The following is a 24154-nucleotide window of genomic DNA, read 5'->3' as shown; positions in this document are numbered from 1 at the left end:
TTCGACCAACGGCCCTTCCTCCTCCTTCACGAAAGCACGCCCATGAGCTTCGAGACACCGCCGACGAATTCGCCCGCCACGGCCGAGCTGATGGAGCAGATCCTCTATGAGGTCAAGCGCGTCGTGGTCGGCCAGGACCGCTTCCTCGAACGCGTGATGGTCGCCATGCTGGCCGGCGGTCACCTGCTGGTCGAAGGCGTGCCGGGTCTCGCGAAGACGCTCACCATCAAGACGCTGGCCGACACCGTGAGCGGGCAGTTCAAGCGCATCCAGTTCACGCCCGACCTGGTGCCGGCCGACCTGGTGGGCACGCGCATCTACAACCAGAAAACCGGCGACTTCTCCACCGCACTCGGTCCGGTGTTCGCCAACCTGCTGCTGGCCGACGAAATCAACCGCGCGCCGGCCAAGGTGCAGAGCGCGCTGCTCGAGGTGATGCAGGAACGCCAGGTGACCATCGCCGGCGAGACGCACAAGGTGCCGCGCCCCTTCCTCGTGATGGCGACGCAGAACCCGATCGAGACCGAGGGCACTTACCCGCTGCCCGAGGCGCAGGTCGACCGCTTCATGATGAAGGTGCTGGTCGACTACCCGACCGACGAAGAGGAATTCGTCATCGTCCAGCGCGTGATCGGCCCGCCAGTGCAGGCGGCGACGGTGGCCACCACCGACCAGCTCGCCGCGCTGCAGGCCGAGGCCCGGCGCGTGTACGTCGACCCTTCCCTCATCCAGTATGCGGTGAAGCTGGTGTCGGCCACGCGCACGCCCGAGAAGCACGGCCTGAAGGACATGCGCCGCTTCATCACCTTCGGCGCCAGCCCGCGCGCCAGCATCAACCTGACAGAAGGCGCCCGCGCACTGGCTCTGCTGCGCGGCCGCAGCTACGCGCTGCCGGAGGACATGACGGCGCTGGTGCCCGACGTGTTGCGCCACCGCGTGACGCTGTCGTACGAAGGCCTGTCCGAAGGGCTCACCGCCGACGGCTTGATCGAGAAGATCATGAAGGCCATACCCGCCCCTCCGAAACCTCTCGAGCATGAAAAGCTGGTGGCCTAGCAAGCGCGCGCGCGCCGCCAACGACGCGCAGGTCGCTGCCGTGGCGGAGACGGCCGCGGGTGCCGCCGAGCGCGTGCTGCGCCGGCTCGAATGGACCGTCATCCGCCGGCTCGACGGCCTGCTGCAGGGCGACTACCGCACGCTGATGCGCGGCACCGGGCTCGACCTGGCCGACCTGCGCGAGTACCAGCACCACGACGACGTGCGCCACATCGACTGGAACGTGACCGCACGGTTGCAGGTGCCGCACGTGCGCGTCTACACCGAAGACCGCGAGATGGCCGCCTGGTTCGTGCTCGACCTGAGCCGCTCGGTGGACTTCGGCTCGGGCCTGAAGGCCAAGCGCGAGATTTCCCAGGGCTTCGTTGGCGTGCTGGCACGGCTGCTCACGCGGCACGGCAACCGTGTCGGCGCGCTGGTCTACGGCAACGACCTCGAGGCGGTGATCCCGCCGCGCAGCGGCCGGCCCCATGTGCTGCGCCTGCTGCACGCCATGGACAAGCGGTCGGTCGAGGGCAAGCCGACGCAGGGCATGACCCGGCTGTCCGACCTGCTGAAGTCCGCCGCGGTGCTGATGCCGCGCCGCTCGACCGTCTTCGTGGTGTCCGACTTCCTCACCGAGCCAGGTTGGGAGAAACCACTGGCGCAGTTGACGCAGCGCCACGAGGTGATCGCGGTGCGGCTGTTCGACCCGCTCGAGATCGAACTGCCCGACCTCGGCCTGGTGCCGCTGCGCGACGCCGAGACCGGCGAGCAGCTGTGGGTCGACACGCACGACGCGGGCTTCCGCAAACGCTTCGCGCGCATCGCCGCCGAGCGCGAAGCCACGCTGCGCGCCACGCTGTCCAAGGCCGGCGTCGACACGCTCGAACTTTCCACCGACGACGACCTGGCCGCGGCCATCCTGCGCTTCGCCGACCTGCGCAAGCGCCGGTTCCGCACCGGCGGTGCGCAGCGAAAGGCGGTGGCCGCATGACCTCAGCGACGACATCCGGGAGCGCCCCATGAATTTCCTGTGGCCCCAGTTCCTCTGGCTGCTGACCGCCGTGCCCCTGCTGGTGCTGCTGTACGTGTGGCTGATGCGGCGCAAGAAGAAGCTGGCGCTGCGCTACGCGAGCCTCTCGATCGTGCGCGAAGCGATGGGCGCCGGGCAAAGCATGAAGCGGCACATCCCGCCCCTGCTCTTCCTGCTGGCGATGGTGGCGATGCTCGTCGCCGCCGCGCGGCCGATGGCGGTGGTGGTGCTGCCGTCGAACCAGCAGACCATCATCCTGGCGATGGACGTGTCCGGCAGCATGCGCGCCACCGACGTGCTGCCCAACCGCCTGGTCGCGGCGCAGGAGGCCGCCAAGGCCTTCATCAAGGACCTGCCGCGCACCGTGAAGGTCGGCATCGTGGCCTTCGCCGGCAGCGCGCAGGTGGCGCAATTGCCCACCGTCAACCGCGACGACCTGGTCACCGCGATCGACGCCTTCCAGCTGCAGCGCGCCACGGCGACGGGCAACGCGATCGTGGTGTCGCTCGCCACGCTGTTCCCGCAGGCCGGCATCGACATCTCCAACTTCGGCCCGCAGAGCCGCCAGCGCGGCGTGCCGATCGAGCAGGCCGGCAAGGCGCCCGCGCCCGAGTTCACGCCGGTGGCGCCGGGCTCGTACACCTCGGCCGCGATCATCATGCTGACCGACGGCCAGCGCACCACCGGCGTCGACCCGCTCGACGCGGCCAAGGTGGCGGCCGACCGCGGCGTGCGCGTGTACACGGTGGGCATCGGCACGGTCGACGGCGAGACCATCGGCTTCGAGGGCTGGTCGATGCGCGTGCGGCTCGACGAAGAAACGTTGAAGGCCGTGGCCAACAAGACCTCCGGCGAGTACTTCTACGCCGGCACCGCGGCCGACCTGAAGAAGGTCTATGACACGCTGAGCTCGCGCCTCACGGTCGAGAAGAAGGAGACCGAGGTCTCCGCGCTCTTCGCCCTGGGCGCCGCGCTGCTGGCCTTGCTGTCCGCGGGTCTGTCGCTGTTCTGGTTCAACCGGATCCTCTGACGCGCCTGAACGGGACGGTGGCTAATCGACGGCGGCCTGAAGAGGTCGAGGTGCCTCCCGGCTCGCACCCTGCACCAGCGGGAGCCACAGGACGAAGCGCGTGCCGCCGGCGAGCGCCTCCCATGTCACCTCGCCGCCGATCGCACGCGCGCGGCGCCGCATGTTCGACAGCCCCTTGCCCGCCTCGCCGTCGGGGGGCGACGCGAAGCCCTGGCCGTTGTCCTGCAGATGCACGACCACACCGCCCTCCGCCAGGCCGGTGCCCACGCGCAACTCGGTCGCGCGCGCATGCCGGATCACGTTCGCGATGCCTTCCTGCAGGATGCGCAGCACATGCAGCGCGCTGCGCGGGTCGAGCCATTCGAGCGGCGGCACGTCGGCCACCTCCCAGCGCAGGGCCAGGCCGGAGCCTTCGAGCCGCGGCGTCAGGCGATAGCGCAGGGTCGCCAGCAGGAGCAGCAGGTCGGCCTCCACCGGTTCGAGCGAATCGACGGTCAGCCGCAGGTCGTCGATGCACTCGCGCAGCACCCCCGTCATCTGCGACTCGCTCAGGCGGCCCGACTCCGCCACCTTCAGCGCGCTCATCAGCTGCGAGCCCATGCCGTCGTGGATGTCCTGCATCAGGCGCTGGCGCTCGCGCGTGAGCGTCTCGCGCTGCTGTACCTCGCGCAGCTGGCCATAGCTCACGGCCAGCTCGGCTTCGCGCTCGCGCAGGCGGTGCGCCAGCCGCACATTGGCCCGCTCCACCTCTTCGACCGCGCCGACATAGCGCTGCAGGATGATGTAGATGAAGACCAGCAGCCGCGCCGTCGTCGAGACCGGCCAGAGGTACAGGTCCTCCGGGCTGGCCCAGTAGTTCTGCATGAGCCAGTCGTGCACCGCCACCGGCAGGTCGATCACGCCGACGCAGGACGCGAGGACACCTTCGCGCGAGCCGTTCCGCCAAGCGGCCCACGCCATCATCAGCACGGCCGGCACCGCCGACAGGATGGTGACGAGGTACGACAGCGGCGCCAGCGCGTCGATCCACGGATAGGCCGACAGCACCGGCAAGGTGACGAGGCAGGCCAGCAGCATCAGGCCCAGCAGCGCGCGGCCCGGCCAGCGCGGCGCCTGCGGCACCAGCGTGGCAACGAAGAAGTACCAGGTCACGAGCAGCGCGTTGACCGCGTTGACCGTCATCCAGCCGAACCAGGCGGTGGGAATGGGCAGCGGCTCGAGGCCCATGTGGTAGTGCAGCCCGCGCAGCACCATGAACAGCGTGTAGAGCGCGAACAGCAGGTACACGCGCTCGTGCCGCCGCCGCAGCCACACCACCAGTGCGAACAGGCCCAGGCCCATCACGGCGACGCTCATGACCTCGGAAATGCGCGCCTGCAGCAGGCGCCGCAGCTGGAACTGCGGTTCCAGCGCGGCCGCCGGGCCAACCCAGGCGCTCGACACCGCACCGCCGGCGCTCGCCACGCTGTCGATGCGCAGCAGCAGCGTGTGCGGCGGCGCACCACCATCGGCATCGATCGGCAGCCACAGCGGGTGGTTGAAGCCGTTCCACACCAGGTCGCCGGTCGAGCGGTAGATCAGGCGATCGTCGGCGTACACGGCGATGCGGCCGATGGTCTGCCAGCGCGGCAGGTAGAAGTAGGCGCCGCGCGGCACGGTGCCGGCACTGCCGAGGTGACGGTCGAGATGCCGGTCGAGGTCGAAGGCGACCCAGGTCGTCTGCGTGGCCTGGTCGGCCTCGCCGCCTTGCGGGATCACCGCCCGCGGCCAGGTGTGCGGCAGCGTCACGGACCGCCAGTCGCCGACCGGCACGTCGGCGTCGAGCTGCGACGGCTGCGGCACCGTGAGCGAGCCGCCGGGCTGCACCAGCACGCGGGCTTCGGCCAGGTGCAGCGACGACGCTTCCTCGCCGTCACGGGACGCCGCGCAGCCGCAGGCCAACACGGCCGCTGCGGCCAACGCGAGGCTAGCGCGCCAGCAGGCCCTGGCTGCGGGCTTCATGGATCGCCTCGAGCTGCGAACGCACTTCGAGCTTGGCGTAGATGCGGCGAACGAAGCTCAGCACCGTGTTGCGCGACACGCCCATCAGCCCGCCGATCTCTTCGTAGCTGAAGCCCTTGGCGATGTATTCGAGCACCTGGCGCTCGCGTGGCGAGAGCAGCGACTGGGCAGCCTGCACGGCCTGTGAGGGCGGCGCCACCTCGTTCTCGCGCGTCAGTACATGGCGAAAGCGCGTGAGCAACTGGCGGGCGATCAGCGGGCTGATCGGGCTGCCGCCGGCGTGCACGATGCGGATGCCGTCGGTGATGCGCTCGGGTGCGCTGTCCTTGAGCAGGTAGCCGGTGGCGCCGGCCTCCAGGCTCTGCATCACGTGCGCCTCGTCGCCAAAGACCGTGCTGACCATCACGTGGCAGGTCGGCCAGCGGTACTGCGCCATGCGGATGAGGTCGATGCCCGGCCCGTCGGGCAGGCCGAGGTCGACCAGCAGCACCTGCGCCGACGGCCGTTCCAGCAGTTCACGCGCCTGGCGGCAGTTGCGGGCGACACCGGCCAGCCTCATGTCGGGCGCCGCTTCGATCGCCGTCGCAAAGGCCTGTTCGAAGGACGGATCGTCCTCCACCAGGGCCACCTGGATCACCGGGGACAGCAGGGACTGCGGCATGGCGTGCGGGCGCGAGACGCCCGGAGGCGCGTGCAGTGACGGAGGCCGCGATTGTGAGCGATTGTGAACAAATCGCGTAGCGCCATTCGGCGTAGTGGTGTAGCTAGCGATAGCTACAGACCCGTTTGCAGCGCCGCAGAACAATCCGCCCCGCACGAACGAAGAGCGCGATGCGACACCTGCATCGACCGGGGACAACCGTGCAACACCGTCGAGGCACCGCCCCGGCATGACGACATCCAACGCACGGAAGAGGAGCACCCGCATGACCGCATCGCACACACCCACCACCACCCGCATCGCTCTGCGCGAGGGTCAGACACTGCACGCGCGCCTGCGTGCCGGCACGCAGATCGTCGTGGCCCACGGCCAGGTGATGCTGGTCGAGTCGCCGGCTTGGCTGGGCGAGACCCTGTTCACGACGCGTGCCACGCTCACCGACGGGCAGGCCCACGGCGTGAGCCGCACCGGCTGGGTCGAGATCGCGGCGCTGGCGCCCACCGAGATCGTCCAGTACGCCGAACTGCCTGTTGCCGTGGCGTTGCGCATCGCGCTGAAGACATGGGTCGCGCGCCTGCTGGGTCAAGGGCGGCCGCCCGTGTCGGGCGACGTCAAGACCCTGTAGCCGCGTCAGTCGGCCAGGCGCCCGGCCACCAGCCGCAACACGCGGTCGCAGCGGCTCGCCAGGGTCTCGTCGTGGGTGACCATGACGAAAGCCGTGCCGCGCTTGCGGGCCAGTTCGAGCATCAGCGCGAACACGCCGTCGGCCGTGCTGCGATCGAGGTTGCCGGTGGGCTCGTCGGCCAGCACGCAATCGGGCTGCGTGACCAGTGCGCGCGCGATGGCGACGCGCTGGCGCTCTCCGCCCGAGAGTTCGGCCGGGCGGTGCTGCAGCCGCTCGCCGAGGCCGACCGCCTTGAGCATCTGCGTCGCGGCCTCGGTCTGTTCCGCGGGCGGCGCGCGCCGGATCTTCAGCGGCATCGCGACGTTGTCGAGCGCGCTGAATTCCGGCAGGAGGTGATGGAACTGGTAGACGAAGCCGAGGTGCCGGTTGCGCAGCCGGCCCTGCGCGGCCGCATCGGCGTGCGCGATGTTCTTGCCGTGCAGTTCGACGCTGCCCGCGGTCGGCGCATCGAGCCCGCCCATCAGGTGCAGCATGGTGCTCTTGCCCGAACCGGAGGCGCCGACGATGGCCAGCGTCTCGCCCGCATGCACGTCGAGATCGACGCCGTGCAGCACGGTGAGGTCGATGCGGCCTTCGTGGAAGCGCTTGGTGAGGCCTCGGACCTTGAGAACGACCTTGCCGGAAGTGACTTCATTCATATCGCAAGGCCTCCGCGGGGTTGACGCGGCTTGCGCGCCAGCTCGGGTACAGCGTGGCGACAAAGGCCAGGGCCAGCGAGATCAGGGTGATGGGCATGATGTCCGACTGCTGCGGATCGCTCGGCATCCGGCTGATGAGGTAGATGTCCTTGGGCAGGAAGCTCGCGTGGAAGAGCCGCTCCAGCGCCGGCACGATCACGTCGATGTTGTAGGCGATGCCCAGCCCCAGCAGCAGCCCGCCGAGCGTGCCGATCACGCCGACCATGGCGCCCTGCACGACGAAGATGCCCATGATGCTTTTCGGGCTGGCGCCCAGCGTGCGCAGGATGGCGATGTCGGCGCGCTTGTCGGTCACGGTCATGACCAGCGTCGACACCAGGTTAAAGGCGGCCACCGCGACGATCAGCGTGAGGATGATGAACATCATGCGTTTCTCGACCTGCACCGCGGCGAACCAGGTCTTGTTCTGCCGGGTCCAGTCGCGGATGAGGAAAGAGCCGGGCAGCGTCACCGCCAGCTCGTCGGCCACCTGGCGCGCCTGATTCAGGTCCTTGAGCTTCAGACGAACGCCGCTCGGCCCTTCGAGGCGGAACACGCGGGCCGCGTCCTGCTCGTGGATCATGGCCAGCGCCGAGTCGTATTCGTAGTGCCCGGAATCGAAGGTGCCGACCACGGTGAACTGCTTGAGCCGCGGCACCACGCCGGCCGGCGTCACCTGGCCGCCGGGCGCCACCAGCGTGACCTGGTCACCGACCCGCACGAAGAGCGAACGCGCCAGTTCGCCGCCGAGCACGATGCCGAATTCGCCGGGCACCAGCTTGTCGAGCGCGCCCTTCTGCGCGGTGCTGGCGAAGTCGGTCACCTGGGGTTCGAGTTGGGGCTCGATGCCGCGCACCAGCGCGCCCTTCATGTCCTCGCCGCGCGCGATGAGCGCCTGGGTGGTGATGAAGGGGGCCACGCCGATCACCGCCGGGTTCTTGCGCGCCGCATCCATGATCGGGCCGATGTCCTGCAGTGCCTGGCCGTCGCGCGAGAAGATCTCGATGTGCGACACCACGCCGAGCATGCGGTCGCGCACCTCTTTCTGGAAGCCGTTCATGACCGAGAGCACGATGATCAGCGCCGCCACGCCCAGCGCGATGCCGAGCATCGAGACACCTGAGATGAAGGAGATGAAGCCGTTGCGCCGCGTCGCCCGGCCCGCACGCGTGTAGCGCCAGCCGAGTTGCAGTTCGTAGGGAAGGGGCATAGGAGCGGAATTGTGGCATCCCGCCGGAGGGCGCCGGGCATGACCCGACAATAGGCCCCATGGCCCTTCCCCCCTCCCCGACACATCTCCTGATCCCCTTTGCCGGCCGCGGGTCTTCCGCTTGTTCCGCCGCGCTGGCCGCGCTGCAACTTCCGAATCTCGACACCCTGCTCACCCGATTGGCCGTGGCCCATGACGACACGCAGGCCGACACCACCCTCACGCCGCCGCACGAGCGCGCGCTGGCCCGCGCCCTCGGCATCGAGGCGGCCGACGGCTGCATCGCCTGGGGCGCGTGCGAGGCGCAGCAGACCGGCCTCTCGCGTGCCGGCTCCGACGAGCCCTGGGCGGTGCTCACGCTGTGCCACTGGGAAGTCGCCATCGACGAGGTGGTGCTCGACGACCCGAGCGGCATGGCGATCGATACGGCCGAATCGCAGGCGCTGCTCGAAGCCGCCCGCCCCTTCTTCCAGGAGGACGGCATCGTGCTGCGCCGATCGACCGCACCCGGCCGCTGGCTGGCGCGCGGCGAATTGTTCCGCGGCCTCGCCACCGCATCGCTCGACCGCGCCGCCGGCGGGCCGATCTCGGCCTGGGCACCACTGACCGATGCGCTCAAGCCGGTGCGCAAGCTGCAGAACGAGATGCAGATGCTGCTCTACACGCAGCGGGTGAACGACGAGCGCATCGCGCGCGGCCTGCAGCCGATCAACTCCTTCTGGCTGAGCGGCACGGGCGTGCTGTCGACCACGACGCCTCCGGCCACCGAGGCCCCGACGGTGCTCGACACGCTGCGCGCCCCGGCCCTGCACGACGATGCCGCCGCCTGGACCGCGGCCTGGCAGGCGCTCGATGCCGGCCCGATCGCCGAACTGCTGGCCGCCTACCGCCGCGGCGAAGCGGTGCAGCTCACGCTCTGCGGCGACCGCGCCGCGCGCCGCTTCGCGCCGCAGCCGCGCGGCGCCCTGGGCTGGGTGAAGAACCTCTTCACCCGCACGCAAGCCACGACGGTGCTGGCCGCGCTGTGAAGATCGTCGCCCGCGACATCCCGCCGCGCAGCGTCTGGGCGCTGGAACAGGCCGGCGTGCACCCGCTGCTGGCAAGGCTGTACGCGGCGCGCGGCGTGCTCGGCAAGGAAGAGCTGGACGACGGCCTGGCACGCCTGCTGCCGCCCGACACGCTCAAGGGCACGCGCGACGCCGCCGTGCTGCTGGCCGACGCGATCCGCGACGACAAGCGCCTGTGCATCGTGGCCGACTACGACTGCGACGGCGCCACGGCCTGCGCGGTGGCCGTGCGCGGGCTGAAGCTGCTCGGTGCGAAACAGGTCGCCTACCTGGTGCCCGACCGCGTGGTCGACGGCTACGGCCTCACGCCGCCGATCGCCGAGCGCGTGGCCGATGGCGGTGCCGACGTGCTCGTCACCGTCGACAACGGCATCGCCAGCGTCGACGGCGTCGCTGCCGCCAAGGCGCGTGGCCTGCAGGTGCTGGTGACCGACCACCACCTGCCCGGCCCGCAACTGCCCGACGCCGACGTGCTGGTGAACCCGAACCAGCCCGGCTGCGAGTTCCAGAGCAAGAGCATCGCCGGTGTGGGTGTGATGTTCTATGTGCTGCTGGCGCTGCGGTCCGAACTGCGGGCGCGCGGCGTGTTCGATGCAGCGACGCAACCCAAATTGGATGTACTGCTGCCGCTGGTCGCCTTGGGCACCGTGGCCGACGTCGTCAAGCTTGACGCCAACAACCGCCGCCTCGTCGCCCAGGGCCTGCGCCGCATCCGCGCGGGCGCGCTGCCCGCGGGCATCGCGGCACTCTTCAGCGCGGCCGGCCGCAAGGCACCGGTCGCCACCACCTTCGACTTCGGCTTCGCCCTCGGCCCGCGCATCAACGCGGCCGGCCGGCTCGCTGACATGACGCTGGGCATCGAATGCCTGCTGACCGACGACGCGGGCCGCGCCGACGAACTGGCGCGAATGCTCGACGGCATCAACCGCGAGCGGCGCGACATCGAGGGCGGCATGCGTGACCAGGCGCTGCTGCTGGCCGAGTCGCTGTTCGACGTCGACAGCGCCGGCGGCGAATCGGTGCCAGCGGCCATCAGCGTGTTCGACGCGGCCTTCCACGAAGGCGTGGTCGGCATCGTCGCGTCGCGGCTGAAAGACCGCTTCCACCGCCCCACCTTTGTCTTCGCCGCCAGCGGCGCGCCGGGCAAGGAACAGGAGCTGAAGGGCTCCGGCCGATCGATTGCCGGCTTCCACCTGCGCGATGCGCTCGACCTGGTCGCCAAGCGGCACCCCGGCGTGCTGCTGCGCTTCGGCGGCCATGCGATGGCGGCCGGCTGCACGGTGGCGCGCGAGCAGTTCCCGACCTTCGAGCGCGCCCTCGCGCAGGTCGCACTCGAATGGCTCGACGCCGCCTCGCTCACGCGCCGCATCGACACCGACGGCCCGATCGCCGCCGAGTACATGCGCGTCGACCTGGTCGACACCCTGCACCGCGAGGTGTGGGGCCAGGGCTTCGCGCCGCCGACCTTCAGCGAAGAGGTCGAGGTCATCTCGCAACGCCTGGTCGGCGAAAAGCACCTGGCGCTGCGGCTCAAGCACCAGGGCAAGCCGGTCGACGGCATCTGGTTCGGCCACACCGAGCCGCTGCCGCCGAAGGTGGTGCTGGCCTTCCGGCTCGACGCCGACGAGTGGCAGGGCGTGCGGCGGGTGCGCTTTCTGATCGAGGGGGCGGAAGGCGCGTAGAGGCCGCGGAGGGCCGCTGCTGCGCTCAGGCGTCGCCGCGCTTCGCCAGCACGGCCACCAGTTCCGGCAGCAGCGCGTCGCCGTTGCCGGCCTGCACCGCCTCGTCGAAGGTCCGGCGCACGCCCTCGGCGATGCTGCGGGCCGAGTGGCTGGCCTCGGCCATGGCCGTGTAGTAGCCCAGGTCCTTCTGCGCGTTCGACATCGCGAAGCGCAGGCCGCTCGGGTCCTTGTTCATCAGGAAGGGCCGCAGCCGCTCCAGCGCGGTGCCGCCGCCGCCACCCTTGACCAGCACGTCGATAAACACTTCGGGGTCGACACCGGCGCGCTCGGCGCAGGCGGCGGCCTCGGCGATCAGCGCGACGGAGCCGAGCGACACGTAGTTGTGCAGCAGCTTCATCCGGTGGCCGGCACCGACCGGGCCGGCGTGCGTGATGTTCTCGGCGAAGCAGGCCAGGAGCGGCCGGCAGTCGCGAAACAGCTCGGCGTCACCGCCGACCAGCAGGTTGAGGCGCCCTTCGGCGGCTTCCTTGGGCGTGCGCGTCATCGCGGCATCCATGAAGCGGCCGCCGGCGTCGGCAACGGTCTTGGCCAGGCGCTCGGTTGAATCGGGTAGCGCGGTCGAGCAGTCGATGACGACCGTGCCGGGCCGCAGGCCCTTGAGCACGCCGGTGTCGCCGAGCAGCACCGCCTCGACCTGCGGCGTGCCGGTGACACACAGGATCACCACGTCGACCGCGGCGGCAAGGTCGCTCGCGGTGGCGAAGGTCTTCACGCCCGCCGCCTTCAGCGTGTCGAGCGGCTGGTTGCCCGGGTGCTCGAGCACCGACAGCGGGTGGCCGTGCTTGACGATGTTGCTCGCGATGCCATGGCCCATGAGGCCGACGCCGACCAGTCCGATATTTTCCATTCGTTATCTCCTGCTAAAGCTGCTGTGGCTACACCCGCATCGGACGGCCAAGGCCGCCAGCGCAGACATACTTGATCTCGAGGTAGTCGTCGATGCCGTATTTGGAGCCTTCGCGCCCGACACCCGATTCCTTGATACCGCCGAAGGGGGCGAGCTCGGTCGAGATCAGCCCTTCGTTGAGCCCGACGATACCAACCTCCAGCGCCTCGGCCACGCGCCAGGCCCGCGCGTAGTCCTGCGTGTAGAAATACGCGGCCAGGCCGAAAGGCGTGTCGTTGGCCATCGCCACCGCCTGCTCGTCGGTGTCGAAGCGGATCAGCGGCGCCACCGGGCCGAAAGTTTCTTCCTGCATCAGCTTCGACTTGGGCGACACGTCCGCCAGGATGGTGGGCGTGAAGAAGCGGCCGCCCAGCGCATGCGACTTGCCGCCGGTCACGATCTGCGCGCCCAGCGACACGGCGTCGGCGATGTGCTCGCGCACCTTGGCCACGGCCGCGTCGTCGATCAGCGGGCCGAGGTTGACGCCGGTCTCCAGGCCGTTGCCGACCACCTGCGCCTCCACCGTGGTCTTGAGCTTTTCGGTGAAGCGGTCGTAGATGCCGGCCTGCACGAAGATGCGGTTGGCGCACACGCAGGTCTGGCCCGCGTTGCGGAACTTCGAGGCCATCACGCCGGCCACGGCGGCGTCGAGGTCGGCGTCGTCGAACACGATGAAGGGTGCGTTGCCGCCGAGCTCCATCGACACCTTCTTCACGGTGCCGGCGCACTGTTCCATGAGCTTCTTGCCCACCTCGGTGGAGCCGGTGAACGAGAGCTTGCGCACGATCGGGCTGCCGGTGAGTTCGCCGCCGACGGTCGATGCCGCGCCGGTCACCACGTTGAGCACGCCGGCCGGGATGCCCGCCTCGGCCGCGAGCTGCGCCAGCGCCAGCGCCGAGTACGGCGTGGCCGACGCCGGCTTGATGACGATGGTGCAGCCGGCCGCCAGCGCGGCGCCCGCCTTGCGCGTGATCATCGCGTTGGGGAAGTTCCACGGCGTGATCGCCGCGACCACGCCGACCGGCTGCTTGAGCACCACGATGCGGCGGTCCATCGTCGCAGCCGGAATCACGTCGCCATACACGCGCTTGGCCTCTTCGGCGAACCATTCGATGAAGCTCGATCCGTAGGCGATCTCGCCCTTGGCCTCGGCCAGCGGCTTGCCCTGCTCGAGCGTGAGCAGCATCCCGAGGTCGTCCTGGTGCGCCATGCAGAGGTCGTACCAGCGGCGCATCAGGCGCGAGCGCTCCTTGGCGCTGGTGTCGCGCCAGCCCGGCAGCGCCTTGTTCGCCGCGTCGATGGCGCTGCGCACATCGCCCGCGGTGAGGCGCGGCACGGTGCCGAGCACGCTGTCGTCGGCCGGGTTGGTGACGGCGAGGGTCGCGCCGTCGGACGCATCGACCCAGCGGCCGTCGATGTGGCATTGCTGACGGAACAGATCGGGATGTTGGAGTTTCATGGGAAAGGACGTTGGTGTATCAGTCAAGGGGGATCAGGAAAGCAGGTTGTCGGGCGTCTCGCCGCGCGCCAGGGCCTCGACGCCGTGGATCAGCAGCCAGCCCATCGCATCGCGCGTCTCGTGCGTGGCGCTGCCGATGTGGGGCGAGAGGAAGACGTTGTCCATCGTTCGATAGCCCGGGTTCAGGTGCGGCTCGTTCGCGAACACGTCGAGCCCGGCGCCACGCACCTGGCCGCTCTTGAGCGCAGCGAGCAGCGCCTCGTCGTCGACCAGATCGCCGCGCGAGATGTTCACCACGACGGCGCCTGCGGGGAGCATCGCCAGCCGCTCGGCGTCGAAGGTGCCGCGCAGCGACGGCGCACCGGGCGCCGCGATCATCAGGATGTCGCTTGCGGCGAGCAGGCCGTCGAGCGTGTCGTGGTAGGTCGCGCCCTCTTCCAGCGCCGCGTCGAGCCGTGACCGGTTGTGATAGTGGATGGCCAGGCCGAAGGCGCGGGCGCGCACGGCGATGGCACGGCCGATGCGGCCCATGCCGAAGATGCCGAGCCGGCGGCCGACCAGCCCCGTGCCCAGCAGCTGCGTCGGCGCCCAGCCAGCCCAGGCGCCGCTACGCACCAGGCGATCGGCTTCGAAGCCACGGCGACAGGCGTTGAGCAGCAGCATCATCGCGATCTCGGCGCAGGCATCGCTCAGGACGTCGGGCGTGTGCAGCACCTGCACGCCGGCAGCGCGCGCTGCGGCCATGTCGATGTGGTCGTAGCCGACCGACAGGGTGGCGATCACGCGCAGCGTGGGCCCGAGCCGCGCGATGGTGGCGGCGTCGACGGCTTCGGTGGCGCTGACGAAGAGCAGTTCGCAACCCTCGGCACGGCGCGCGATCTCGGCTGAAGGCAGGATCGCGTCGTCGTCGTTCACCTGCAGTGCAAAGCGTTCCCGCAGCGCGGATTCGACGGCGGGCGTGAAGCGGCGGCACAGGAAGGCGCGGGGCCGTGGCGAAAGGGTCATGACGGAGGGATCAGGGTTTTCACGCAGCCCGAAAGCGCCGCGTTGTCTCTGGTCGTATTACAAATACGTCATATCAATTTGTCAAGCGCGCGAGCGTCGGTGGTATTCTTCGATCCTTCCGAACCGCCCGCACCACCGACCGCCATGGCCTTCTCCACCACCGACGAACCGAACGCCCGCATCGCCACGGAAGGCACGCTGGCCGATCGGGTGACGGGGCTCATCGCGGCCGACATCCGGGCCCGCGTCTATCCGGTGAACACGCGCCTGCCGACGGAACAATCGATGACCGAGCAGTACGGCGTGAGCCGCACGGTGGTGCGCGAGGCCATCTCGCGGCTCAAGTCCGAAGGGCTGGTCGAGACGCGCCAGGGCAGCGGCACCGTGGTGCGCGACCCGAAGGCGTCGGACGCCTTCCGCCTCGGCCAGCCGCACGAGAACCCGGCCGAGGGGGTGCTGCGCATCCTCGAGCTGCGACGCGGCATCGAGGCCGAGATGGCGGCGCTGGCGGCCGAGCGCCGCACCGGTGCCGAGATGACCCTGATCCAGCAGTCGCTGCGCGCCATCGCCCGCGCCGTGAAAGACGGCGGCGACGGCGTGGCCGAAGACCTGGCTTTCCACATCGCCATCTCGCGCGCCGCGCACAACCCGCACTACACCGAGCTGCTGGGCATGCTCACGCGGGCGCTGCACGACGCGATCCGCCTGACGCGCGCCAACGAGGCGCGGCGCGCCGACCTCGCCGCCCAGGTGCTGGCCGAGCACGAAGCGATCTGCGCCGCCATCAAGGCACGCGACCCCGCCGCCGCGCGCACCGCCGCCTTCCTGCACATGCACAACACCGGCCAGCGCATCGAACAGGCCGGCAAGGACTTCTGGACCGGCGACAGCCGCGCGGCGGCGCAGCGCGTGGCGCGCGCCAAGCTCGGCGGCACGGCAACGCCCAAGCGCTGACGCTCGGCAGAAACCCGGTCGTCATTTCGAAAGTTGTGTGATAGATTCATCACACAACTTCATCGGCAACGCACCCTTGAACGACTGAGACAAGCGACGGCAGGCGGGCACCTGCCGCCGTCGCATGGGCTCGCGTCCAGGGTCGCCGGGCCACCGATCCATCGCCATGCGCCTTCCTCGTGTTCTGCTGACAGACCCCCTGCACCCCGATGCGCATGCGCGCCTCGCCGAATGGGCTGCCGTGTCGCAACTGCCCGGCGGGCTCACGCGCCCGGAGAGCGACGCGGCGCTGCGCGACGCCATGGCGCGCACGGAGGGCCTGGTCGTGCGGCGCCTGCTGCCGCCCGACCTGTTCGACCGCCAGCACGCGCTGCGCGGGGTGATGCGCCAAGGGGTCGGGCTCGACTTCATCCCGGTGGACCGCGCCACGGCCAACGGCATCCCGGTGGGCAACACGCCGGCGGTCAATGCCAATGCGGTGGCCGAGTACGTGTTCGCGGCGCTGCTGGCGCACAGCCGCCAGCTGGCCGCCTTCGACATGAGCGTGCGCACCGGCGACTGGGCGGCGCGCACGCAGGCCGGCGCCCGTACCTTCGAGCTGCGCGGCCGCACGCTGGGGCTGGTCGGCTTCGGCGCCATCGGCCAGCGCATCGGCAGCATCGCGCAGCGCGGCTTCGGCATGACGCTGGCCGTGTGCACCGGCACGCCGTCGAAGGTGCCGGCGGGCATCGCGACGCTGTCGCTCAAGGCGTTGTTCGCCGCCAGCGACTTCCTCGTGATCGCCTGCCCGCTCACCGAGCGAACGCGCGGCATGGTCAATGCCGACGTGCTCGCGCAGGCGAAGCCGACGGCGGTGCTGGTCAACGTCGGCCGTGGACCGGTGCTGCGCGAGGACGACCTCGCGGCCGCTCTCGATGCGGGGCGCCTGGCTGGCGCGGTGCTCGACGTGTTCGAGACCCAGCCGCTGCCGGACGACAGCGCCTTGCGACGCCACCCCGGCGTGCTGCTCACGCCGCACCTGGCCGGCCTCACGCAGGAGGCCGAGCGCGCCATGGGCCTGCTGGCCGTCGACACGCTGGCAGCCCTGCTGCTGCGGGGCGAGCGGCCGCCCAACATCGTCAATCCCGAGGTCTTCGCCAAGCCACCCGCGCCGCGCGGCTGACCGCTTTCTCTTTCAACGCACAGGAGACATCCCTTGAAGATCACCCGCATCACCGCCGTGCCGCTGTCCTACCGCCTGCCCGAAGGCAAGACCGTGACCATGGGCATCGGCAGCACGCTCAAGCGCGACTGCATCATCATCCGCGTCGAGACCTCCGAAGGCATCACCGGCTACGGTGAAGCACACCCCGGTCGCAGCCCTGGCGCCATCACGGCGCTGGTGCACAACACCCTGCAGCCGCTGCTGATCGGCATGAACGCGACCGACGTGGTGGGTGCGTGGCAGCGCGTGCACCGCATGCAGCTGTCAAGCCACGGCCTGGGGGCCGGCACCTGCCTGGCGCTGTCGGGCATCGACATGGCGCTGTGGGACATCCGCGGCAAGGCGGCCAAGATGCCGCTGTACGAACTGCTGGGCGGCTCGCACCGCCGCATCCCGGCCTACGCGGGCGGTATCGCATTGGGCTACCAGCCGGCCGAGGCGATGGCCGAAGAAGCGCAGTCCTACGTCGAGCAGGGCTACAAGGCCGTCAAGCTGCGCATCGGCGACACGGTGAAGAACGACATCGCCCGCGTGCGCAAGGTGCGTGAGGTGCTGGGCGAGGACATCGACATCCTGACCGACGCCAACACCGCCTACACCATCGCCGACGTACGCCGCGTGCTGCCGGCGCTGGCCGACATCCACGCCGGCTGGCTGGAAGAGCCCTTCGCCTGCAACGACTTCGCGTCGTACCGCGAGGCCGCGAAGATCACGCCGCTGGTGCCGATCGCCGCCGGCGAAAACCACTTCACCCGCTTCGAATTCGGCCAGATGCTGGACGCAGGCGCGGTGCAGGTGTGGCAGCCCGACCTGTCCAAGAGCGGCGGCATCACCGAGGGCGTGCGCATCGCGGCCATGGCCTCGGCCTTCCGCATTCCCGTGCATGCGCACAGCTCGGCCACCGGGCTCAACCATGCGGCCACGCTCCACTTCCTGGCGGCCACCGAGAACGCCGGCTACTTCGAGGCCTGCGTGTCGAAGTTCAACCCCTTCCGCGACATGTTCGGCAGCACCTTCCAGATCGGTGCGGACGGCTGCGTCGAACCGCCGAAGGGCCACGGCCTCGGCATCGAGGTGGACGAATCCATCTTCGAGAAATACCCGATGGTCGACGGCCCCGGCTATGTCGTGAAGTTCTAAAGCCCACCCCGACGGGCGCCCCACAAAACCAACGGAGACAAGACATGCCTTTCACGAAACGAACTCTCATCCGCCTCGCAGCGCCGCTGTGCCTCGGCCTGGCCTTGGGCGCCACGTCGGCTGCGGCCGACGACTACCCGAGCAAGTCGGTGCGCATCATCGTGCCGTACACCCCGGGCGGCTTCAACGACACGCTGGCGCGCACGGTCGGCGACCGGCTCGGCAAGCTCTGGAAGCAGTCGGTGGTGGTCGACAACCGCCCCGGCGGCAACACCGTGCTGGGCAACAACATCGCGGCCAAGGCGCCGGCCGACGGCTACACCATCCTGATCACGCCGCTGCCCTTCTCGGCGCTGCCGGCCCTCTACGGCGCCAAGCTGCCGTACAGCGCGCTGACCGATTTCCAGCCGCTGGTGTGGGCCGGCTACACGCAGAACGCCTTGGTGATCCGCCCCGACCTGCCGGGCGTGACCAACCTGAAGGAACTGATCGACTACGCCAAGAAGAACCCGGGCAAGCTGAACTACGGCTCGACCGGCTCGGGCTCGTCCAACCACCTGTCGATGGAGCTCTTCATGAGCATGACCGGCACGAAGATGACGCACGTGCCCTACAAGGGCAGCGCGCCGGCGGTGATGGCGATGCTCGGCGGCGAGATCGACGTGCTGTTCGACAACGTGCCCAACCTGATGCAGCAGGTCAAGGCGGGCAAGCTCAAGCCCATCGCCGTGACCGGCACCAGCCGCGCCGGCCTGCTGCCGGACACCCCGACGGTGCAGGAAGCCGGCGTGCCAGGCTACGAGGTGGTGGTGTGGTTCGGCATGCAGATGCCGGCCGGCGTGCCCAAGCCGATCGTCGACCGGGCCAACCAGGACATCGTCGCGATCCTCAAGGACCCGGACGTCGTCAAGCAATTCCGCGACCAGGGTGTGGAAGTGGTGGCCAGCACGCCCGAGGCCTTCGGCCAGCTGCTGCAGAAGGAAGTGCCGAAGTGGACCAAGGTGGTCAACGACGCGGGCGTGAAGGTCGAGTAGGCCTCAGTGCCGCGAGAACTCGCGGTTCAGCCCGATCACCACGCCCCGCAGGCGGCCGTCGCCCGTGCGACCGCTGCGCGAGGCGCTGAGCTCGATCGTCGTCGACGGCGCCACCGTGAGGCGCGCGCCCAGGCGCGATGTCCACAGATCGAAGGCGCGGTTGCGCTCCACGATCAGCGTGAGCTGATCGGTCAAAGCCCACTCCAGCGCAGCACCGCCGCGGGCCGTGGCCGCACCGGTTCCGGTGGTCCAGTCGACGCCGGCATTGACCAGCACGTTCACGTGATCGCTCGCACGCCAGCCGAGCGGCACGAGGAGCTGCCCTCCGGCGCGGCCGCCATGGCGCAGGTCGACGCTCGCGGCCAGCAACGCGGCGGCGCTCCATCTCGCATCGGGCTCGCGGCCCCAGAAATTCCATTTGATCTGCGGACCGGACGACACGGCAGCGCCCGCGCCCGGCTGCGAGGCGCGGTCGGTGTTGAAACCCAGCTCTACCGGGCCGACGCCGCAGGCCCCGCCCACATGCTGGAAGTTCAGGCCCGCCGGGCTTCGCAGGCGGCCGGCCCACGCCTCGATTTGACACTGACCGGGGTCGAGCGTGCCGGGGTCGTCGACGTCGAAATGGCCAGCGGCGCCCGCCTCCGCGGCGAGGAGCAGGCCGCAGACGAAAGCAGGCCATCGCGGGGCCCGGCAGCGGAAGTTCATACAGGGTTATCGGTCGTGGATGCCCCGACTTTAGGGCCGCGGCATGCCGGGCCGATGACACCGCACTCAGATCTCGAACTGCGGCTGCAGCTCCCGGATACGCTTGGTCGCGACGCCGGCGGCCGCCGTGCGGGTCTCGACGCCCAACTTCACGTAGACCCGCTCGAGGTGCTTCTTCACGGTGGCCGGGCTGCTGCCGAGGATCTCGCCGATGTCGCGGTTGGTCTTGCCCTTGACCACCCAGTACAGCACCTCGGCCTCGCGCGCGGTGAGCTTCAGGCTCAGGCTCATTGCCTCGATGACGGAGGTGTCGGACACCTCGCGCATGATGATCAGCCAGTCGTCCCCCGCATCGTCGTGCCCGGTCTGCTGGTGCAGCCGCAGCGTGAGCGTGCGCGCGCCCTGCACGATCGACAGCGCCGGCGGCTCGGTCTGTGCGCGCTGCACGTCGGGCAGGTGGCGCTGCAGCCAGTCGAGCACGGCCGGCGGCGTGGCCGGTGCGACGGTGTCGCAGTAGCGCTGCAGCATCTCGCGCGCCAGCGCGGTCTGCCAGATGATGCGGCCCTCGGGCAGGCGCACGGTGATGCTGGCGTAGCCGAAGGCGTCGAGCGCATTGCGCGCCTGGCCGGCCTGCTGCGCCTCCTGCCGCGCGCGGCGGGCGCCCTGCAGGTGCACGTTCATGCGCGCCAGCACTTCCTTCGGCTTGATGGGCTTGGTGACGTAGTCGACGCCGCCGGCCTCCAGCGCCGCGACCAGGTGCTCGGTCTCGGTCAGGCCGGTCATGAAGACGATCGGGATGTGCGCGGTGGCGGCATCGGCCTTCAGCCGGCGCGCGACCTCGAAGCCGTCCATGCCCGGCATCATCGCGTCGAGCAGCACGATGTCGGGCCGGGCCTGCGCGGCACGGGCCAGCGCGGCCTCGCCGCTGGTCGCGACCAGCACGGTGTAGCCGGATTCATCGAGCGCATCGTGCAGCACCGCGAGGTTGTCGGGCACGTCGTCGACGATCAGCACCAGGTCGGCGTTGCGGGCGAATTCGCGGGTCGGTGGCGGCGTGGAAGCATTCATGCCGAGCAATCCATCGCCTCGAAGCGGAACTGCCGCGCCAGCGCGCGCTGGGCGGCGGTCCAGGCGGCGCATTCGGGTTGGGCGGCGTCGATGACATCGAGCTGATTCATGATGCCGCGAAAGTAACCCAGTCCGACGGCTTCTTCCAGCGCGCGCAGATGCGCGGGCGACGGGCGAACGAGCGTGGCGGGCGCCGCGGGCGCTTCGGCCGGCGCGGCGGCGGTGTCGGTCCAGCGGATGGCCAGTTGGCGCTCCAGCCAGTCGAGCAGTTCGCTGTGCCGCACCGGCTTGACGAAGAAGTCCTCCGGTGCGATGCCCACGTCGTTTTCCAGCCGCTTGTCGAAGGCGTTGGCCGAGACGATCGCCACGCAGCGCGGCGCCAGGGCCGTGTCGAACCCGCGGGCACGGCGGATGGTCTCCCAGCCGTCGATGCCCGGCATGGCCAGGTCGACGAACATCGCGTCGGGCCGGAAGCCGGCCGCGACCAGGTCCAGCGCATCGTGGCCGCTGGCTGCCGTGCGCAACTCGAAGCCCAGCGGCGCCAGCACGTCGACCAGCAGGTCGCGGTCTGCCTCTTCGTTGTCGACCACCAGCACGCGCAGGCGCGGCCCCTGGTAGCCGCGGCGCGGGCGCGCTACCACCGCGGGCACCACCACCGCACGGTTCGCGAGCGCAGCCTCGTGCACGCGCGGCAGGAACAGACGAACGCGGAACACCGAGCCCGCGCCGGGCGTGCTCTGCACCGACATCTCGCCGCCCATCAGGTCGGTCAGCATCTTCGCGATGGTCAGGCCCAGCCCTGCGCCCGGCGTGGCTGCGCGCGCGCTCACGCCCGCCGCATCGCCCCGCGCGAAGGGCTCGAAGATGCGGTCGATCTCGTCGGCCGACATGCCGGGGCCGGTGTCCTCGACCTCGAGCGTGGCGAACTCGCGCGCGTAGCGCAGCCGCAGCGTGACCTCGCCTTCGCGGGTGAACTTGATGGCGTTGCCCAGCAAGTTGATGAGGATCTGCCGCACCCGCTTCTCGTCGGCCCGCACCACCTCGGGCACGGTGCCCGCCGCGTCGAAGCGGAACGCCAGCCCTTTCTCGGCCGCCTGCAGTTCGAACATGTCGGCCAACTCGCGCATGGCCTCGGCGAAGTGCATCGGCCGCGCATGCAGTGTGAGCTTGCCGGCTTCGATGTGCGCAATGTCGAGCGTGCCTTCGATCAGCGACAGCAGGTGCTCGCCGCCGCGCTTGATCACCGCCACCGCCTGCTGGCGGTGCGGCGGCACGGTGGCGTCCTCGCCCATCAGCTGCGCGTAGCCGAGGATGGAATTGAGCGGCGTGCGCAGCTCGTGGCTGATGGCGCTGATGTAGCGGCTCTTGGCCTGGTTGGCATGGTCGGCCTGCTCGCGCGCGATGTCGGCGCTCTGCTTGGCGGCCTGCAGCGCGCGGTCGGTTTCTTTGTGCAGCTCGATCTCGCGCATGAGCAGGCGCGTCTGGCGGTTCGATTCTTCCTGCGCCACCTTGCGGCTCTGGTGCGCCAGCACCAGCCACCAGGCCACGATGCCGGCGATGAGCAGCAGCGCCATGTAGCTCTTGAGGAAGCTGGATTTGAGCGAGGCGTGCTGCGCCTTCATCACCGCGGTGGCGGCATCGCCAGCCGGCATCAGGCCCAGCGCGCTTTCGCCGAGCGCGCGCAGCTCTTGCTGGTAGAGCACGCCGAACACCGTGGCCAGCAGCGGCACGATGACCAGTGTGAGCAGCAGGAAGTGGCCCAGCCCCGTGTCGAGGTAGGGCCATACGCGGCGCGGCAGCAGCCAGCGCAGCGCGCCCGACCATTGCACCGACAGGCTCGCCTGTGGCTTGCAGAGGTCGCCGCAGCGCGCGTCGAGCGTGCAGCACAGCGAGCAGATCGCGCCCTGGTAGGCGGGGCAGTGCGCCATGTCCGGGCCTTCGTACTCGCGCTCGCAGATCACGCAGCGCTGCACCTGCAGGCGCTGGTAGGGGCCGGCGTCGGGTTCGAACTGGATCCAGTGGATGCCCTTCGCACCCGCGTCTGCCGTGCGCTGCACCGGGCCGCGCGCCAGGTAGTACTTGCCGCGCGTGGCCCAGGCGATGATCGGCGCAGCCACCAATGCGGTGCCCATGGCGATGAGCGCGGAGAAGGCCTGCGCCAGCGGCCCGAACACGCCCAGGTGCGCCGTGATCGACAGCACCGACGCCAGCGCCATCGCGCCGACGCCGACCGGGTTGATGTCCCACAGGTGCGCGCGCTTGAACTCGATGCCCGGCGGCGACAGGCCCAGCGGCTTGTTGATGACCAGGTCGGCCACCACGGCCATCATCCAGGCGATGGCGATGTTGGCGTAGAGGCCCAGCACGTCGCCCAGCGCCTCGAACACGTTCATCTCCATCAGCATGAAGGCGATGAGGGCGTTGAACACCACCCACACCACCCGGCCCGGGTGGCTGTGCGTGACGCGCGAGAAGAAATTGCTCCAGGCCAGCGAGCCGGCGTAGGCGTTGGTGACGTTGATCTTCAGCTGCGAGATGACGACGAAGATCGCCGTGGCCGCGACCGCCCAGCCGTAGTCCGGAAAGACGTACTCGAAGGCCGCCAGGTACATCTGGTTCGGGTCGACCGCGCGCTCCGGCGGCACCATGTGGCCAATGGCGAGGTAGGCCAGCATCATCCCGCCGAGCATCTTGAGCACGCCCATCACGACCCAGCCCGGGCCGCCCATCAGCACCCCGCCCCACCAGCGCTTGCGGTTTGCCGGGGTGAGCGCGGGCATGAAGCGCAGGTAGTCGGCTTGTTCGCCCAACTGCGTGATGAGCGCGATGCCAACGGTCAGCGCGGCACCGAACAGGTGCAGATTGAAGCCGGTCGACCGCGCCGAGGCGCCGTCGTAGTGCGTCAGACCCGCGAATGCACCAGGGTCGCGCACCAAGACATAGCCGAAGGGCACGACCAGCATCAGCAGCCAGATGGGCTGGGTCCACATCTGAAGCCGGCTGATGGCCGACACGCCATGCGTCACCAGCGGGATCACCACCAGCGCGCAGATGAGGTAGCCCCAGGCCGGCGGAATGCCTAACGCCAGCTCCAGCGCATAGGCCATCACGGCCGCCTCGAGCGCGAAGAAGATGAAGGTGAAGGACGCGTAGATCAGCGAGGTGAGCGTCGAGCCGATGTAGCCGAAACCCGCGCCGCGGGTGAGCAGGTCCATGTCGACGCCGTAGCGCGCGGCGTAGGTGCTGATCGGCAGACCGGCCAGGAAGATGATCAGGCCGGTGACCAGGACTGCCCAGAAGGCGTTGATGAAGCCGTACTGCACCAGCAGCGTGGCGCCCACCGCCTCGAGGATGAGGAAGGACGCCGCGCCGCCGAAGGCCGTGTTGGCCACCCGCCATTCCGACATCTTGCGGAAGCGCTGCGGCGTGTAGCGCAGGGCGTAGTCCTCCAGCGTCTCGCGCGCCACCCAGCTGTTGTAGTCGCGCCGGACCTTGACGATGCGCTGCGGCGCGTCATCGGTCGGGGGGGGCATGGCGGCGTCGTTCACACCGTTT

The 24154-nt window shown here is 69.8% G+C and carries 20 protein-coding genes; 10 read left to right on the top strand and 10 right to left on the bottom strand.

All coding sequences use genetic code 11. The features are described 5' to 3' along the window. Positions 1 to 42 precede the first annotated feature (42 nt). From ACSFA2_RS06320 to ACSFA2_RS06310, 3 genes are read left to right on the top strand one after another with little or no spacing between them, the layout of a single operon-like run. Positions 43 to 1056 carry an AAA family ATPase gene (locus ACSFA2_RS06320; protein WP_435454468.1) on the top strand — a complete coding sequence of 338 codons (1014 nt, stop codon included), beginning with the start codon at positions 43 to 45 and terminating at the stop codon, positions 1054 to 1056. Then, complete coding sequence (locus ACSFA2_RS06315) at positions 1037 to 2032, top strand: DUF58 domain-containing protein (protein ID WP_435454467.1); 996 nt, start codon at positions 1037 to 1039, stop codon at positions 2030 to 2032. Before ACSFA2_RS06320 ends, ACSFA2_RS06315 begins: the two co-directional genes overlap by 20 nt. A 28-nt stretch (positions 2033 to 2060) precedes the next feature. Then, entirely contained in the window at positions 2061 to 3101 is a 1041-nt protein-coding gene (locus ACSFA2_RS06310) for a VWA domain-containing protein (protein ID WP_435454466.1), read from the top strand. Between the two features lie 21 nt (positions 3102 to 3122). Here the strand turns inward: ACSFA2_RS06310 and ACSFA2_RS06305 are convergent, their stop codons facing one another. Both ACSFA2_RS06305 and ACSFA2_RS06300 read right to left on the bottom strand, forming a co-directional pair. Beyond that, a complete protein-coding gene (locus ACSFA2_RS06305; RefSeq protein WP_435454465.1) occupies positions 3123 to 5102 on the bottom strand; it encodes a sensor histidine kinase in 1980 nt (659 codons plus the stop codon). Continuing rightward, the gene (locus ACSFA2_RS06300; RefSeq protein ID WP_435454464.1) at positions 5068 to 5763 is read right to left on the bottom strand and encodes a response regulator; all 696 of its coding nucleotides are present in this window, start codon (positions 5761 to 5763) and stop codon (positions 5068 to 5070) included. The genes ACSFA2_RS06305 and ACSFA2_RS06300 overlap by 35 nt, the downstream gene beginning before the upstream one ends. Before the next feature lie 265 nt (positions 5764 to 6028). Between ACSFA2_RS06300 and ACSFA2_RS06295 the strand changes: the two genes are divergently transcribed. Next, positions 6029 to 6388, top strand: coding sequence for a hypothetical protein (locus ACSFA2_RS06295; protein ID WP_435454463.1), 360 nt, complete (start codon positions 6029 to 6031; stop codon positions 6386 to 6388). A gap of 5 nt (positions 6389 to 6393) precedes the next feature. Here ACSFA2_RS06295 and lolD read toward each other — a convergent pair whose 3' ends face one another. Together lolD and ACSFA2_RS06285 are read right to left on the bottom strand one after the other, a co-directional pair. After that, a complete protein-coding gene (gene lolD, locus ACSFA2_RS06290; RefSeq protein WP_435454462.1) occupies positions 6394 to 7086 on the bottom strand; it encodes a lipoprotein-releasing ABC transporter ATP-binding protein LolD in 693 nt (230 codons plus the stop codon). Further along, positions 7079 to 8335: a lipoprotein-releasing ABC transporter permease subunit gene (locus ACSFA2_RS06285; RefSeq protein WP_435454461.1), complete on the bottom strand. Its 1257-nt coding sequence runs from the start codon at positions 8333 to 8335 to the stop codon at positions 7079 to 7081. Before ACSFA2_RS06285 ends, lolD begins: the two co-directional genes overlap by 8 nt. Before the next feature lie 59 nt (positions 8336 to 8394). On the opposite strand from ACSFA2_RS06285, the gene ACSFA2_RS06280 reads away from it, so the two are divergent. Both ACSFA2_RS06280 and recJ read left to right on the top strand, forming a co-directional pair. After that, positions 8395 to 9363, top strand: coding sequence for a hypothetical protein (locus ACSFA2_RS06280; RefSeq protein WP_435454460.1), 969 nt, complete (start codon positions 8395 to 8397; stop codon positions 9361 to 9363). After that, positions 9360 to 11084 carry a single-stranded-DNA-specific exonuclease RecJ gene (gene recJ, locus ACSFA2_RS06275; RefSeq protein WP_435454459.1) on the top strand — a complete coding sequence of 575 codons (1725 nt, stop codon included), beginning with the start codon at positions 9360 to 9362 and terminating at the stop codon, positions 11082 to 11084. Before ACSFA2_RS06280 ends, recJ begins: the two co-directional genes overlap by 4 nt. A 25-nt stretch (positions 11085 to 11109) precedes the next feature. On the opposite strand, the gene ACSFA2_RS06270 is transcribed toward recJ, so the two are convergent. The 3 genes from ACSFA2_RS06270 to ACSFA2_RS06260 are packed head-to-tail and all read right to left on the bottom strand — an operon-like array spanning position 11110 to position 14494. After that, positions 11110 to 11991 carry an NAD(P)-dependent oxidoreductase gene (locus ACSFA2_RS06270; RefSeq protein ID WP_435454458.1) on the bottom strand — a complete coding sequence of 294 codons (882 nt, stop codon included), beginning with the start codon at positions 11989 to 11991 and terminating at the stop codon, positions 11110 to 11112. A 28-nt stretch (positions 11992 to 12019) separates the two neighbouring features. Then, the gene (locus ACSFA2_RS06265; RefSeq protein ID WP_435454457.1) at positions 12020 to 13489 is read right to left on the bottom strand and encodes an NAD-dependent succinate-semialdehyde dehydrogenase; all 1470 of its coding nucleotides are present in this window, start codon (positions 13487 to 13489) and stop codon (positions 12020 to 12022) included. Positions 13490 to 13522: 33 nt separating this feature from the next. Next, positions 13523 to 14494, bottom strand: a complete 972-nt coding sequence (locus ACSFA2_RS06260; RefSeq protein ID WP_435454456.1) for a 2-hydroxyacid dehydrogenase — start codon at positions 14492 to 14494, stop codon at positions 13523 to 13525. 144 nt (positions 14495 to 14638) lie between these two features. Here ACSFA2_RS06260 and ACSFA2_RS06255 point away from each other — a divergent pair, with 144 nt between their 5' ends. The 4 genes from ACSFA2_RS06255 to ACSFA2_RS06240 all read left to right on the top strand — a co-directional run bounded on the left by ACSFA2_RS06255 (position 14639) and on the right by ACSFA2_RS06240 (position 18826). Then, positions 14639 to 15448 carry a FadR/GntR family transcriptional regulator gene (locus ACSFA2_RS06255; RefSeq protein ID WP_435454455.1) on the top strand — a complete coding sequence of 270 codons (810 nt, stop codon included), beginning with the start codon at positions 14639 to 14641 and terminating at the stop codon, positions 15446 to 15448. A gap of 166 nt (positions 15449 to 15614) precedes the next feature. Then, on the top strand, positions 15615 to 16610 hold the full coding sequence (locus tag ACSFA2_RS06250) for an NAD(P)-dependent oxidoreductase (protein WP_435454454.1): 996 nt from the start codon (positions 15615 to 15617) through the stop codon (positions 16608 to 16610). 33 nt (positions 16611 to 16643) lie between these two features. Then, positions 16644 to 17792, top strand: coding sequence for a mandelate racemase/muconate lactonizing enzyme family protein (locus ACSFA2_RS06245; protein WP_435454453.1), 1149 nt, complete (start codon positions 16644 to 16646; stop codon positions 17790 to 17792). A 44-nt stretch (positions 17793 to 17836) separates the two neighbouring features. Next, positions 17837 to 18826 (top strand): Bug family tripartite tricarboxylate transporter substrate binding protein, encoded by a 990-nt coding sequence (locus tag ACSFA2_RS06240; RefSeq protein WP_435454452.1) that lies wholly within the window; start codon positions 17837 to 17839, stop codon positions 18824 to 18826. Positions 18827 to 18829: 3 nt separating this feature from the next. On the opposite strand, the gene ACSFA2_RS06235 is transcribed toward ACSFA2_RS06240, so the two are convergent. From ACSFA2_RS06235 to ACSFA2_RS06225, 3 genes are all read right to left on the bottom strand, one after another. Continuing rightward, positions 18830 to 19531, bottom strand: coding sequence for a hypothetical protein (locus ACSFA2_RS06235; RefSeq protein WP_435454451.1), 702 nt, complete (start codon positions 19529 to 19531; stop codon positions 18830 to 18832). A gap of 66 nt (positions 19532 to 19597) precedes the next feature. Further along, positions 19598 to 20599, bottom strand: coding sequence for a response regulator (locus tag ACSFA2_RS06230; protein WP_435454450.1), 1002 nt, complete (start codon positions 20597 to 20599; stop codon positions 19598 to 19600). After that, a complete protein-coding gene (locus ACSFA2_RS06225; protein WP_435454449.1) occupies positions 20596 to 24132 on the bottom strand; it encodes a hybrid sensor histidine kinase/response regulator in 3537 nt (1178 codons plus the stop codon). Before ACSFA2_RS06225 ends, ACSFA2_RS06230 begins: the two co-directional genes overlap by 4 nt. Positions 24133 to 24154: the final 22 nt, after the last annotated feature.

The sequence above is a fragment of the Variovorax cryoconiti genome, from assembly GCF_051216395.1.
Classification (GTDB): Bacteria; Pseudomonadota; Gammaproteobacteria; order Burkholderiales; family Burkholderiaceae_C; genus Variovorax.
The sequence above is the reverse complement of the archived record's forward strand: the minus strand, read 5'-3'. Positions and strand labels throughout refer to the sequence as shown.